Source organism: Alteromonas sp. 5NW40-0090, assembly GCF_057552975.1.
In genome coordinates this window covers 176,508-190,136 of sequence record NZ_BAAJLT010000001.1, presented here as the reverse complement: position 1 = coordinate 190,136, position 13,629 = coordinate 176,508, and the positions used below count along the sequence as shown (strand labels likewise).

The following is a 13,629-nucleotide window of genomic DNA, read 5'->3' as shown; positions in this document are numbered from 1 at the left end:
AATGTACGTGTCAAATTGTTGGCGTCAATTATCAGTAAGTTAAATTGAATAGTTGATGGAGACAAGTAACCCAACGTAATTAGGTTAAACAGGCGGAGGCAGTGTGATTTCACTCGTAGTATTAAGCGTTATCTTTTCTCTATATTTTTATGTAGAAGCGTTTAAATGGGGAATGAATGCGAAGAAGTGGGCAATAGCGGGTTTTGCGTTAGGTCCAATCTTATTACCTATGTTCTCGATCTCTCGCCATATACACTGGCGCAATGCAGTGGGGTTTAATAATCTTTATATTTCTGCGTAGACTGTGCGTTGTGCACTCAATACACCTATCTTATTATCTTTCATATATAAAAAAAGAGAGTTTATACTCTCTTTTTTTGAAAATCGTTTTAACTTCAAATTAGAAGCCCACACCACCGTGACCACCACCTGTTTTAGGTCTTACATACTCAGTCTGAGTTGTAGTTTCTTTTTGTGACTCAGGAGCTTGTTTAGCGCCTTCTTGCTTGTCGGCAGCAACTGGGGTAGCGGTAGAAAGTACTAGTGCAACTGCGTACTCTTTTAACATGTTAATTTCCTCTGATTTTTTTGAACGAACAAACAAAGCCGATTTTTTATATTTGTTACCGGCACTCTAGTCATAGCTAGTTACGTGCCAACATTTAAAGTATTTAATTAATTCTTTTAAATCAGTGGGTTATGATTTTGTTGGGAGATGCCAAGAATAGAGCTAAAAGCTAGCGTCATAATAATGGCACTAAAGTCTAATATACGAAGGTTGAAAGGGAAGAGTTTTGCCTTAGGTTGCCGCTTGAAGGTAGTTAGCAGGGTAAGAAATGCCCCTCAGTAAAGAATGCTGAAGGGGAGTTAAAGGCGTTAGTACTGGCTACTGCCTAATAGTGTATGTAGCTTTTGATTTTCGGTAAGCAGCTTTTCAAAACGTTCAGCGTTTAATGGGCGGCTGTATAGGAACCCTTGTAACATTTCGCAGTCATAGCGACGTAGTATGTCTAATTGTGACTCTTCTTCTACACCTTCGGCTACCACTTTAAGACCTAAATTGTGGGCAATATTTATAATGGCAGCAGCCATGTGCCTATCTACATTGCTTTTTGCAATATCATCGATAAATGCTTTATCAATTTTTAATGTGTTCAACGGAAAGCGTTTTAAATACGCCAGTGAAGAGTAGCCTGTGCCAAAATCATCCAGCGCTAAGTGGATACCTCGCTCACGCAGTCGCGTCATCATTTGAAGGCCGTTTTCGGGGCTTTCCATTAGCGTGCCTTCGGTAATCTCACACTCAAGATGCAGTGGTGACAGACCTACATCGCTCAATATTCTGTTTATTCTGTCATCTAGGTCTGGCAGTTCGAACTGCTTTGCCGAAATATTAACGGCTACACGACCGCTAAACAAACCCTGATTTACCCAGCGTTTGGTATCGGCGCAGGCCTTGCGAAGTACCTGCTCACCAATTTCAATAATCTGACCTGTTTGCTCTGCTAACGGGATAAATTGCCCAGGGCTTACTATGCCTTTTTGCGGGTGTTCAAAACGTACTAAAGCCTCCATGCTGACTAACTTGCCCGAAGCAATATCCACTTTAGGCTGATAGTAAACAGTGAATAGGTCGTCTTTAATGCCTTGGCGGATTAAGTTTTCAATTTGCAGCTGCCTCACTGCATTTTGATTCATTTCACCACTGAAGAACTGATAGCTGTTGCCGCCGTTGTTTTTAGCAAAGTACATAGCCGTATCTGCGTTCTTAAGCATTTCTTGGGGTGACTCACCGTCATCGGGGTAAAAGGCAATACCAATACTCGCGCCCAGCACAAACTCTTGTTTATTGATAATAAAGGGGCGCGATAAAGTATCTAATAAGCTTTGTGCATAATGGGTTACCGTATGAATATCTGCGTTATCTTCCATCAATATACTGAATTCATCACCTCCCAGTCGGTAGCAGGTGGCATTTTTACCAGTAATGCGCTGTAGTCGCTTAGCTATTTGCTTAATTAAAATGTCGCCGGTTTGGTGGCCCAGTGAGTCGTTTATCTTTTTAAAGTTATCCATGTCCAAGCAAAGTAAGGAGTGAGCGCTGGACTTTCGCACCAAGTTTTGATGACTTGCTTGGAAAAACGAACGGTTAGGTAGCTCGGTAAGGGGGTCGATGTTCGCGAGCTTTAATAGTTCTTTTTCGGTGCTCTTACGTGAAGTAATATCGCTGAAAACACCCACGAAATGACTAATTTTGCCGTCTTCATCGTGAACGGCATCAATATTTAGCTCCATTTCGTAGCGCTCGCCGTTCACACGTACGCTCTCTACTTCACCTGACCAGTTGCCCTTAGATTTAAGGGTTTTCTTGATTTCTTCGGTAAATGCATCAGGGTACAAGTGAAAATGCATATAGCTGGCAAGGGCTTGGTCGCGGGTTTCTCCGGTATAGCTGCAGTAGGCGTTGTTAACGCTGATAAATTTGAACTGGGTATTAGTAATAAATACCCCTTCTGAAATATTCTCTATCGAGCGCTTGAACAGGTTCAGTTGTTCTTCTGCTTCTTTTAAGTGGTGGATATTCTTTAACGTACCCGTCATTCGCACCGGCTGCTCATTATGGTCACGCTCTACCACTTTTCCACGGTCAAGGATCCAGATCCACTGATTTTTAAACGTCTTAGCGCGGTAGGCTAGTTCATAAAAATCACTGTTGCCTTCTAAATGCTCTCTGAGCGCAGATTTAACACGATTAATGTCGTTAGGATGAATATTAGCATCATAAGCGCCGGTGGTACGAATATCGTCTTGAGGAAAATCTAACGTGCCCCAAGTGTTTGCCCTATAAACCTGACCTCGATACACGTCCCAGTCCCACAACTCATCGCCAGAGCTCCATAGGGTGAGCTTTAAACGTTCTTCCGATTCCTTGATAGCAAGCTGATTTGCCTTTCTTATTTGGTACTGGCGAATAATAAAAGCAAGTATCGCTAAGGCGATTAAACAATAAAACACAAGGGCAACGCTGTGAAGCCAGGGAGGGCGCGCAATAGTAATTTTTAAATCTCTGCTGTCGGACCACGCTTTTCCTGGCTCTTTAGCCTGCAATGAAAAAATATAGTTACCAAAAGATATGTTGTTGAATTGAGCAGTACGTTCTTTGTCGACATAAATCCAGTCATTCTCAAAACCATTTAGCTTGTAACGATAGGTGACTTGGTCCGGATAAACCGGGTTAACCAGCCCAAAAGAGATACTAAAACGGGTTTCGTCGTGTTTTAGCGCCAACTGCTCTTCGTAAGTGATATTTTCTTTCAACGACAAATAGTTCGAAGCTTCATCACTTTCAATTTGCTTTTGTCTGGCCTTTGCCAACGAGCCAAATACACTAACTTGGTAAAGTTGAGGGGAAAGAGTTTGCTCAACTTGGTCACTCGCGCTTATAGCTTGCTTTGAAATTTTAACGAAGCCTTTATTGCCACCAAAATAAATGGTTTTGTCAGCAGTGGCAATCACCGCGCCCTCACCAAGAGAGTTAAATTCAAGCTGAGCGTTGGGAATACTATCCGCTTCACGAAGTGTCGGCAAATGAACCTTATGGACGCCTTTAGCATCTGAATACCAGATGCTGTTTCCTACAGCTACTGTCGAAGTTATAAAACCACTTTGGTTGTCTCTTTTTTGTTTGTTGAGTACAGCAAAGTTCTTTTTATCAAGCTGAATAACGCCGTCAGAGCGTGTAGTTAACCATAAGCTTGATGGGGTTTCATTTACACCATAGACCAAAGAGTTTATGCCGTTTGACGAGTCCAAAACTTGAATGACTCTACTCTCATTAACAGAATAAATGACAAGTTTTTCACCAGCTCTGAACCAAACGTTTTTGTTACCATCTTGAAAGATGGCTAACATATCCCCCGGTTTTTCTGTTATTGCCGTATTCGATATTTTGATGTCTTGAACCTTGCCTGAAATAGTATCTATTGAATATACATAACCAACGGCTACCTGAACCCAAATGGCTGAATCGCTTTTAAAGATATAATCTATAAAAGACCCTTTGAAATACTCATGCACTAATTCTAGGCTGTTACCGTTTTCTTTGAGCACAAGTAATCCGGTAGACGAAGCAATCCAAATGTTATCCTGTCCGTCAATTTCAATATCCCAATAATGAATGGCTGGGTCCATTTTTTCGAAAAAGCCGAAAAACGTAATATTGCCCGTTTCCCGAGAAATTTTGCCTAGTCCTTTTTGTTGAGAAACTAGGTAGAGTGTCTTGTCGCTGCTTTCCGCAAAGCCCCACAAAGTAGAGAAATTATCGTCGCTATGGCGATCAGAGTTATACACAGGCTGAAAATGTACGCTGGCGTATTCAGGGTGATATTTAAAAGCACCTCGGTGAAAGGTAGCGGCCCATACTACTCCGGTGCGATCCTCAATCACTCGCATTACGATTGCAGATGGAATACCAGTAGAGCTATAAGTGTCTGAATTTAAATGCAGATAATCAGGTCGGTAATCAGGGGAGATAGAACTTTCAGCAGCATCGGACAATAGGAAAAGCCCAATGTAAGTACCCACCCAAATATCTTTACCCACTACAGAGATTGAAAAAGAATTAACTTCTTCGGTAACGCCCAAGTCATCGCCTTGAATCCGCTTTAAAATGCGGCCATTAGACGCTAAAACGATTAGGCCCTCATTTGTTGCTAACCAATAATTGCCGTTAATTACAGCGATATCGTGCAGTGCACGTATATCTAAAGAAACCCCCCAAGGGTTGACTTTTTTTGTATCGTGAACTTCCAGCGTTTCGGTATCTATAAACGCAGCGCCAAACTTGTTGGACCCTACCCAGATACGGTTAGCCTCTTCAAAAATCACTTTAATAAAGCTCTCTTCTTTAAATACTTGTGTGATAACGCTTATTTGGGAAGTTTGTTTTGAATAGCGGTACAAAAACTTTTTACCAGCGAATAATATGTCACCATTGTTCGCTTCTGAAATCGCAGAGATTAAGTCTGTCTTTATCACCGAGTTATCTTTATCGAAGACTTTAAAACTGTCTGACTCAGGCTGATAGAGAGCTAGCCCTGAATGGGTGCCGACCCACAGCAGTCCTTCAGAATCGACAAAGAGTGTTTGAATGTATCCTGAAGGCAGGGAGTTAGGATCAACATCTGACGGGTGGTATTGCTTTACGTCATAACCCGAGTAGCGATTGAGGCCATTTGACGTCGCTAGCCAAATAAACCCCATATGGTCTTCCACAATGTCTAACACTGCGGTGTCTGATAGGCCGTGTTGCTTATTTAATTCTGTGAAGTGAAGATCAGAAACTTCAATCGCCTTTGCAGAATTGAAAATAATTCCTGACAAAGCCAACGAGAGAAGCAGCATTGAATAAATTAGGGTTGAGCGCACCTATACACCTTTGGCATACGCCATTTATTATTTTTTTAATTTTACTGGCAGCATCCCTAACAACCAGAATAATAAATATGCCGAATTAACCGAGTCTCTACAAGGACTTTTTAGAGATAGCAGGGATGATGGGTTACTTATTAAGCAACCGAGGGGCAATTCGGTGTCTATTTATCGACTCCGTGGTCAAAAACTTGACGTTTATATTCTAGCTATATTGCAGGTTAGTGTTTGTTTTCCACAAGATGTTGAAAGAACAGGCGGTGTTGCTAGTTACTTTTTAGGTTGGCTATTTATGAGCGCGGTATACTTATCGCGTAAACAAGATGCTAAACGTTCCGTGGATAGACAGGCAAATCGCCGGTTGTGTTTAACATTATGCTATTAGTGATACGTTGGTTAGTAGTACGGGATTTCTTGCTTAAAGTGAGAAATGCTGTTGATAGTTCGTTTCCCTTGGGTTGAGATTGCTTCGAACTTTCCTCTTGAAAACAGAACCAGTTCTCCGCAACGTTCGCGTTTAGCGAGTTGGTGTGCAAAATCTTGAATTTCTTCAAAACTCAGCGCTTTCACTCGCTCGGCAAGCTTAACGTTTCTATTAAAACCTAAATCTTGGGTACCTAAGCTCACCCATAATCGCTGAGACTTCATCGAAAGGGTAAGGTCGCGTTCTTCTAGCTGCTTTATGAGATTTTGTTGAATAGTTGGCCAATAGAAGCGGTAGAATTCTATTTCGTTTAATTGCTGAAATAAAAAATCGGTCATCGCATCTAACAAGTGTTTGGGACTGCACTGTGGACTTTGAATGTAAAACGCCATGCCGGGGTGCTGATTGTGTGGAACATAGCCCGTTCCGACGATATAGCCCAGTTGTTGTTCTGTACGTAACGAATTGAAAAATGGAGCGGCTAGCATTTGCTCTAATACCATACATAACGCGGTATCGGTTAACCCTGGGGACGGGGCCTGTAGATAAAGCACAACCGCTGAATCGTCATGATTACACAGCACTTCATGATAAAGTGTCCCGTCTACTGGAAGCTTAGATACGGCACGTGATAGTGGACCACCACCTGCATTTTTACATTGTTTTTGTAGGTTTGCTGAAAAGGCTTTTGCTTCTTCACTCGCCCAGTTTCCGTGAATAAATGCTTCAATAAAATAATGTTCAAAAGCACGGGTTCTGAAATTAAGCATTTGCTCGTAAGAAATAGTGTCTATCACATCTAATAGTTCTACTGGAGCCTGGGTATTGCGTTGAATAAGCACGCTTAACCTAGAAAATAAACGGTTGGTTGGCTTGTTCAATAGCGAGTTGTGAAGGCTTTGGAGCTGCAGCGTTTTGTGATGCTCAAACGCTCTTTCGTCGGGTACAAAATCAAGTATAGCATCGAGAAGTTCTTTGGCCAAAAAGGTTTGCTGGTTAGTAAAGCCTCGCGTGTGAAGCGTAAAACCAGCTTGATGGCCATATATACGATAGTGAAGACCGGCAATTTCAGCTCGATAATATTTTGCCTGCAAATGATCATTTAAAGCGCCAAGCCAAATGCGTTTGGCGGCAACAGACGGTAAAGAGTCAGAAAATTTTGCAGCGTCAAAAGAAATATAAATATCGCCTTTAGGGCTGTGGAACTGCTGGTCTTGCGCAAACCAGAACCGGTAACCGCCCGCATCGACTAACTTATTAGGAATGTTAAATCCTGTTTCAGGCAGTATAAGGCTGTACTCGTTTGCTAAATAAGGGTTGGGTGGAGGAAGCTGTAATTCACTTATAGGTGAAGGCAAAGATAGTTTTTGTAATAACGCAGCATCAATTTTCTCTACGCTGTATTCAGCTTCGTAGAACGCACAAACTTGTGTGGTCTTTACGTCTTTCGAAATAACTTTCAGACGAATGTTGTCTGGAGTGAAATAGGACAAAGCATGTTCAATGACGCTTTTATCATAGCTTCCTATGGTAGAACGCAGTTTGCATAATTCGTCTGGACCAAAAATAAACTGGTGCTGCGCATATTCAGTAACCAAGCTAAGTGGCTTGATATTTTCTTCGTACTCAAGGGCTAGCGTATTTAACTTCGATTTCTCGTGAAAACGCCAGTCCTCATGAGAAGCGTCTCGAATTACTGAGATATAACTAAAAAGTGCCTCTAATACACGATCTTTATTGTCGAGCCCGTTTTGCGACAGCTGAAAGCTCACATTAAAGTCTTTAAAGCTGTCTCCTTCTATACCTGAGCCAGCAATGAGGTTCAGCGCCCAGTCTTTTTCTTTAAGGTAGGCAAGTAAACTTCCTTCACCTTCATCCCCAATTAAATGACTAATATAGTTCAATGGTTTTGTTTTGTAGTCATTCTGCAAAGCGGGTAGGGCGAACGTTACTATCATTCGCTTAGCTGACTGCAGTGGATGAATGTTTATCTGTATTCCTAGCTCATTATCGGTGTAAAGCTGTGGCCAATTATCAGCTGCCAATTCACCTTGTGGCAGACTACCGAAACATTGGTGCACTAATGCTTCAAGCTGTGGGAGCGGCATAGTACTGACGATACACAAGCACATGTTTTTTGCGCAGTAATAGGTTTGATGAAGTGTTTTAAGACGTTGTTTAAGCGCGGCGCATCCATGTTGAGAAAAGGTATCACTATTGCCTACTGAAAACTTAGCAAAGGGATGCTGAGGATTACAGGTTTCTTTGTGAATTTGATAAAGTCGACGCAGGTCGTCTTTCTTTTTGAATTCAAATTCTGCATGGATATTCTTGATTTCGTTAGTTAGCGCCTCGTCTTCAAACAAAGGTTGTCTAAGCATATCAGCGAAGGCGGGCAAGGTTTGCGCAATAGCGTCACCGCTGCAGTTGAAATGGTAGTTTGCATACTCGGTGCCTGTCCAAGCGTTTATCGTGCCCCCATGCTGCTCAATAAAACCATTTATTGCGTTAGGCTTGGGTAAATGACGGCTTCCCATAAACAGCATATGCTCTAACAGGTGAGCTAACCCCTGACAATCATCAGGGTCGTAGAAGTGCCCGGCTCTTACCGCCATAGAAACAAACGACTCACTTGCCTCAGGCGTATAACATAACATAGCGCGTAGCCCGTTAGGTAAAGTAACATGGTGCGCGTCTTCTAGGTTTATTGTGTTATTCACATCGTCTCATATTTGATAAAAGGCACCTTACTGCTGGAGCGTCTATTAAGATAATCTTCACTAAACCTTAAATAATGGTCGAAAATTCTCATTATTCATAGTTTAGCGCTAGGCGTAGAATCAGCTCTCTGATATCGTTAGCGTACTTTCATTAATACTATGCGCAATGTTATGTCAGGTCAAAGTAGCAACGACGACATTTATCTTTTCATTATGCGTCACGGTGAAGCAGAAGCGCCCAGACTCGATGACAAGAGTAGGCAGCTTACGTCACTGGGACGAGAGCAAGCTAAGTCAGCTGCACTATGGTTGAAAGACCAATATTGCACGAAAGGTAGTGTCGATATAGCGCTTGTTAGCCCATACCGGCGAGCCAAACAAACCCACGACATGGTGTCATTAGACATAATAGCGGACAAAGTGGAAAGCAATGAAGATATTGTTCCAGAGGGCTCCCCTCGTTTGGTCAGTGACTATATTGATGGACTTCTTCATGCGGCGGTTAATTCAAAAAAGCCAATCAAAAAACTGTTAGTGGTGAGTCACATGCCGCTGGTTAGCTATCTGGTAGATGAACTTTGCCAGTCTTACACTACTAGCTTGTTTTCTACAGCATCAATTGCTGTTATCAAGTATTCATTGAACGAGCACAAAGGCACTTTAGTTACCCACTACCAAGGCGTCTAATGCGTATAGTTGATTCATCCCCAATTTTGTAAAAACTGAACAATTAGTAGTTAAGTATCTTTCTCTTCGGTCGATAGCATCTTTGAGAGTGTCAAAGTTTATTCTATTGAAGGGTTGGGAAATGGACAGCAAATCTATTCCTGAGCTCCTTAAGCGTTCATTGCAATCGCATATGGCGGAGGCTGATTTACGTGAAGATGAGGAGACGCAGGATATTATTGCCAAGTTATCTGAGTTGTCAGATAAAGTCGCTGCTGCGAAAGCGAGAGCGCTGGCAAATCGAGCGCAGCGACTCGCTGATGAAGCAAAAGGCTAGCGTTTGAAACTGCTAGCCTTAGGAGTTTAGTCGTTATTCGATTCTCTTGGCGGCACGTAGTATTCTGGCATGATTCTAACTGTTTTTATCATGCTTTCTGAAATGTCTACAATTTCTAATGGGTAACCCGCCAAACGCACGCTTACCTTGTTCTCAGGAATATCCTCGAGATACTCAAGCAACAGACCGTTAAGGGTTTTGGGACCTTCAGTCGGCAAATTCCAATCCATTTCTCTGTTCAACTCTCGTACGTTGGCGCTTCCATCAACCAGTACCGAGCCATCTTGCTGAACGTGTGCTTCTTTGCTGTGGTCTGGAACCATGCTCGTTGTAAAATCACCGATAATCTCTTCAAGAATATCTTCAAGCGTGACTAAGCCCATGATGTCGCCATACTCATCAACAACCAATGCGATGCGCTCTTTTTCGGCTTGGAATTTGTACATCAATGTGTGCAGTGGTGTAGATTCAGGTGTGTAGTAAATCTCACGAACTGCACGAAGCAAGCTCGATTTAGTAAACTGGTCTTTTGATAGAAGGCGCAGGGCGTCACGCACATGCACAAAGCCTACTGCATCATCGACACTGTCTCGGTATAATAAAACACGGGTATGTTGAGCATGGGTTAACGCTTTCTGAATTTTCTTCCAGTCATCGTTAATGTCGATAGCAAAAATTTCAGCACGCGGCACCATGATATCTTCGGCCGTTACGCTTTCTAAGTCCAAAATACTTACCAACATATCTTGGTGTCGCTTCGGGATCATGGCACCAGCTTCAAAAACTACGGTTCTTAACTCTTCTCGACTTAACGAGTCGTCACTTCCACTTGCAGGGCTAATTCTTAGTAAAGCTAGAATACCGTTTGTGATACCGTTAATCGCTGCCACGAAAGGGTACAACAAGGTAAGTAGTGGAAGCAGAATAATGGAACTCGGAAATGCCACTTTTTCTGGATACAGTGCAGCCAGCGTTTTCGGCGTTACTTCTGCAAAAATAAGTAAGACCAGCGTTAAGCCAAAGGTAGCCGCAAACAGCCCCCAATAGTCACCGAATAAACGAATACAAAGTATGGTTGCAAGCGAGGATGCTGCAATATTAACTAAGTTGTTGCCGATGAGAATAAGGCCGATAAGGCGGTCTGGTCGTTCCAGAAGCTTAGCAACACGTATAGCTGAACGGTTGCCTTCTCCTTGCAAATGCTTGAGTCGATAACGATTAATCGACATCATGCCAGTTTCTGAACTAGAGAAATACGCAGATAGTAATATGAGTACGCCGAGCGCGATAAACAGCGTACTCGTTGATATGTCGTCCAATTAATGGGTTCCTGTCTTAACTTAGGCTTCAAATGTATTGATTTGAGGTGCGAGTTTCAAGGGAAAATTGCTGATATGCCCCTAATTAACTAGATAGCACCAAAAAGTGACAAGCGCCGCCGAGCCGCGTAAAAAGCAAGCCCGGCAGTGAACTCGACAATAAATAACGGAAGTTTTAAAGAAGAAATTCGCGAACTAATTTGCTGCCAAAATAGGCAAGGGACAATAGCGTCACACCCAAGACTGTCATCACAATAACCTGTCGCCCGCGCCAACCTCGAAGTTTCTGGCCTATCAAAAGAATGAGAAAAACAACCAGAGCGGCCGCTGATAGCACCGTTTTATGCGCGTAAGTTTTGTTAAACATATCTTCTAAGAAAACAAACCCGCTAATTAGTGAGACGGTTAGTAGACAAGTTCCCGCAAGCAGCAGCTTGAACAAAATGTTTTCTACAAGCATTAAAGGCGGTAGTGATGAATGTAGTAGCGCAGCACCTTTTTGCTTTAGCCGGTAGGTAATGTAGGACATTTGCAGTGCGTATAGGAATGCAATGACCAAAGTGCAGTAGGCAAATAATGACAAACTGATATGGATAACCAAGCCTGGCTGTAGCTCAATATGCATGATGTACGACACAGGAATAAACTGTGATGCAAGTACCGTAAGGCTTGCAAAACCAAACACTACAGGGAGTAGAATAAGATTGGGGATGGCACGGGCAAAAATAAGCATGGAAACGGTGATTATCCACGACACTAATGAAAGCACGTTGGTTACACTCATGTCTTGCCCAGGCGCGACAATAATAACCTTGGTGAGAAAAGCGATATGTGCAATTGCCCCAAGACTAGCGATAGATAGCCCTAATCGCTTATTCGGGCCGTCTTGGTGTACGAATTTGCCAATAAGTACTGCCGCAGCTAATGCGTAGAGTAAAGCAGCAGAAATGGCGAAAAGGGTGTTCATGATGCGTCCTGTAATAGGTAGGTGACGTCTTCACCGACTGAGTCGGTATTGATACTGCAACTTGCAAGTAAATTCAACCATCTCCTTGATTTTGTTTGTTTCACACCCACTTTTAGTGTGGGTATAGGAGCAAGGAAGGACAATTTTTACTCCATATCGACTTCGAAATTCGTACATCAAATTTCGACAACCCTTAACGCAAAAGTTTAAAAATTTAACCGCAATTGTGGGTACGTTACCGTTCGCTTTTACGTTACAATGCGGGCATTACGTCTGAAATAAAAAGAAGTTTCATACTATGTTTGAGAATTTATCAGAACGCTTAGGCCAGACATTACGAAATGTCAGCGGTAAAGGGCGTCTTACTGAAGACAATATTAAAGAAACGCTACGCGAAGTGCGTATGGCGCTACTTGAAGCCGACGTTGCGCTACCCGTAGTAAAAGCGTTTGTTGCACAGGTAAAAGAACGTGCAGTTGGTACCGAAGTAACCAAAAGCCTCAAGCCTGGCCAAGTATTTATTAAAATCGTTCAGTCTGAACTAGAGTCGGTGATGGGGGAGGCGAACGAAAAGCTTAACCTCGCAACTCAACCTCCGGCTGTTGTGCTTATGGCGGGCTTACAAGGTGCGGGTAAAACTACGTCTGTAGGTAAACTTGCGAAATACCTAACTGAGCGCGAGAAAAAGAAAGTGATGGTAGTGAGTGCCGACGTCTATCGTCCGGCCGCTATCAAGCAGCTTGAAACCCTTGCCGGTGAAGTGAATGTAGCTTTTCACCCGTCAACGATTTTACAAAAGCCCATTGATATCGTTAACGATGCCATTGTTGAAGCGAAGAAGAATTTCTTCGATGTTCTACTAGTCGATACAGCTGGTCGTTTACATGTCGACAACGACATGATGGACGAAATTAAAGAGCTTCACGCTGCCGTTAAGCCAATTGAAACCCTGTTCGTGGTTGATGCCATGACCGGTCAGGATGCTGCGAATACGGCAAAGGCGTTTAACGATGCACTTCCGCTAACCGGCGTGATTCTGACCAAAGCAGATGGTGATGCAAGAGGTGGTGCTGCCCTGTCGGTTCGTCACATCACGGGTAAACCCATCAAGTTTATCGGTATGGGCGAAAAGGTTGATGCACTTGAGCCTTTCCACCCTGAGCGTATTGCGTCCCGTATCTTGGGCATGGGCGACGTACTTAGCCTTATCGAAGAGGTTGAGCGTAAAGTCGATAAGTCGAAAGCGGAAAAGCTGGCCAAGAAGGTACAGAAAGGTAAAGGCTTCGATCTGCAAGACTTTAAAGATCAGCTTGAGCAAATGAAGAACATGGGCGGCATGATGGGAATGCTTGATAAGCTGCCCGGCATGGGCGGTATGTCTGATAAAATTAAAGATCAGGCAAACGACAAGCAGTTCAATCAAATGGAAGCCATCATTAACTCAATGACACCGGCTGAACGTGCACGTCCAGATATGATTAAAGGGTCGCGCAAGCGCCGTATTGCAGCAGGCTCAGGTACGCAAATTCAAGACGTAAACCGTTTGCTTAAACAGTTTACGCAAATGCAGAAAATGATGAAGAAAATGTCTGGCGGCGGCATGAAGAAGATGATGCGCCAGATGAAAGGCATGATGCCTCCGGGTGGCGGTTTTGGCGGCCCAGGCGGCTTCGGCGGGGGCGGCGGCTTCCCACCACGCTAATTCTCTACAGTTCTAAAACGACTAAAAACCTCAACAGCAGCAATGCGTTGAGGTTTTTTTGTTT

Annotated in this window: 9 protein-coding genes; 4 read left to right on the top strand and 5 right to left on the bottom strand. The window is 43.1% G+C overall.

Annotated features, from left to right (window positions below; all coding sequences use genetic code 11):
- The first annotated feature begins 103 nt into the window (after positions 1-103).
- The gene (locus tag AC27KT_RS00830; RefSeq protein ID WP_474809048.1) at positions 104-301 is read left to right on the top strand and encodes a hypothetical protein; all 198 of its coding nucleotides are present in this window, start codon (positions 104-106) and stop codon (positions 299-301) included.
- A gap of 99 nt (positions 302-400) precedes the next feature.
- On the opposite strand, the gene AC27KT_RS00825 is transcribed toward AC27KT_RS00830, so the two are convergent.
- The 3 genes from AC27KT_RS00825 to AC27KT_RS00815 form a co-directional block, all read right to left on the bottom strand.
- The gene (locus AC27KT_RS00825; RefSeq protein WP_487126595.1) at positions 401-568 is read right to left on the bottom strand and encodes a hypothetical protein; all 168 of its coding nucleotides are present in this window, start codon (positions 566-568) and stop codon (positions 401-403) included.
- A gap of 308 nt (positions 569-876) precedes the next feature.
- Positions 877-5,427 carry an EAL domain-containing protein gene (locus tag AC27KT_RS00820; protein ID WP_487126593.1) on the bottom strand — a complete coding sequence of 1,517 codons (4,551 nt, stop codon included), beginning with the start codon at positions 5,425-5,427 and terminating at the stop codon, positions 877-879.
- A gap of 399 nt (positions 5,428-5,826) precedes the next feature.
- The gene (locus AC27KT_RS00815) at positions 5,827-8,574 is read right to left on the bottom strand and encodes an insulinase family protein (RefSeq protein ID WP_487126591.1); all 2,748 of its coding nucleotides are present in this window, start codon (positions 8,572-8,574) and stop codon (positions 5,827-5,829) included.
- Between the two features lie 171 nt (positions 8,575-8,745).
- Here AC27KT_RS00815 and sixA point away from each other — a divergent pair, with 171 nt between their 5' ends.
- Positions 8,746-9,261: a phosphohistidine phosphatase SixA gene (gene sixA, locus AC27KT_RS00810; protein WP_487126589.1), complete on the top strand. Its 516-nt coding sequence runs from the start codon at positions 8,746-8,748 to the stop codon at positions 9,259-9,261.
- 121 nt (positions 9,262-9,382) lie between these two features.
- Positions 9,383-9,577, top strand: a complete 195-nt coding sequence (locus tag AC27KT_RS00805) for a hypothetical protein (protein ID WP_014997798.1) — start codon at positions 9,383-9,385, stop codon at positions 9,575-9,577.
- Positions 9,578-9,603: 26 nt separating this feature from the next.
- Here AC27KT_RS00805 and AC27KT_RS00800 read toward each other — a convergent pair whose 3' ends face one another.
- The gene (locus AC27KT_RS00800; RefSeq protein ID WP_487126587.1) at positions 9,604-10,896 is read right to left on the bottom strand and encodes an HlyC/CorC family transporter; all 1,293 of its coding nucleotides are present in this window, start codon (positions 10,894-10,896) and stop codon (positions 9,604-9,606) included.
- Positions 10,897-11,071: 175 nt separating this feature from the next.
- Positions 11,072-11,863 carry a cytochrome C assembly family protein gene (locus tag AC27KT_RS00795; RefSeq protein WP_014997800.1) on the bottom strand — a complete coding sequence of 264 codons (792 nt, stop codon included), beginning with the start codon at positions 11,861-11,863 and terminating at the stop codon, positions 11,072-11,074.
- A 298-nt stretch (positions 11,864-12,161) separates the two neighbouring features.
- Here AC27KT_RS00795 and ffh point away from each other — a divergent pair, with 298 nt between their 5' ends.
- Positions 12,162-13,565: a signal recognition particle protein gene (gene ffh, locus AC27KT_RS00790; protein ID WP_487126584.1), complete on the top strand. Its 1,404-nt coding sequence runs from the start codon at positions 12,162-12,164 to the stop codon at positions 13,563-13,565.
- The last annotated feature ends 64 nt before the right edge of the window (positions 13,566-13,629 follow it).

Coding starts and splice junctions, on each gene's coding strand:
- AC27KT_RS00825 (WP_487126595.1), bottom strand. CDS start 568: ATGTTAAAAGAGTACGCAGTTGCACTAGTACTTTCTACCGCTACCCCA.
- sixA (WP_487126589.1), top strand. CDS start 8,746: ATGTCAGGTCAAAGTAGCAACGACGACATTTATCTTTTCATTATGCGT.
- AC27KT_RS00805 (WP_014997798.1), top strand. CDS start 9,383: ATGGACAGCAAATCTATTCCTGAGCTCCTTAAGCGTTCATTGCAATCG.
- AC27KT_RS00795 (WP_014997800.1), bottom strand. CDS start 11,863: ATGAACACCCTTTTCGCCATTTCTGCTGCTTTACTCTACGCATTAGCT.
- ffh (WP_487126584.1), top strand. CDS start 12,162: ATGTTTGAGAATTTATCAGAACGCTTAGGCCAGACATTACGAAATGTC.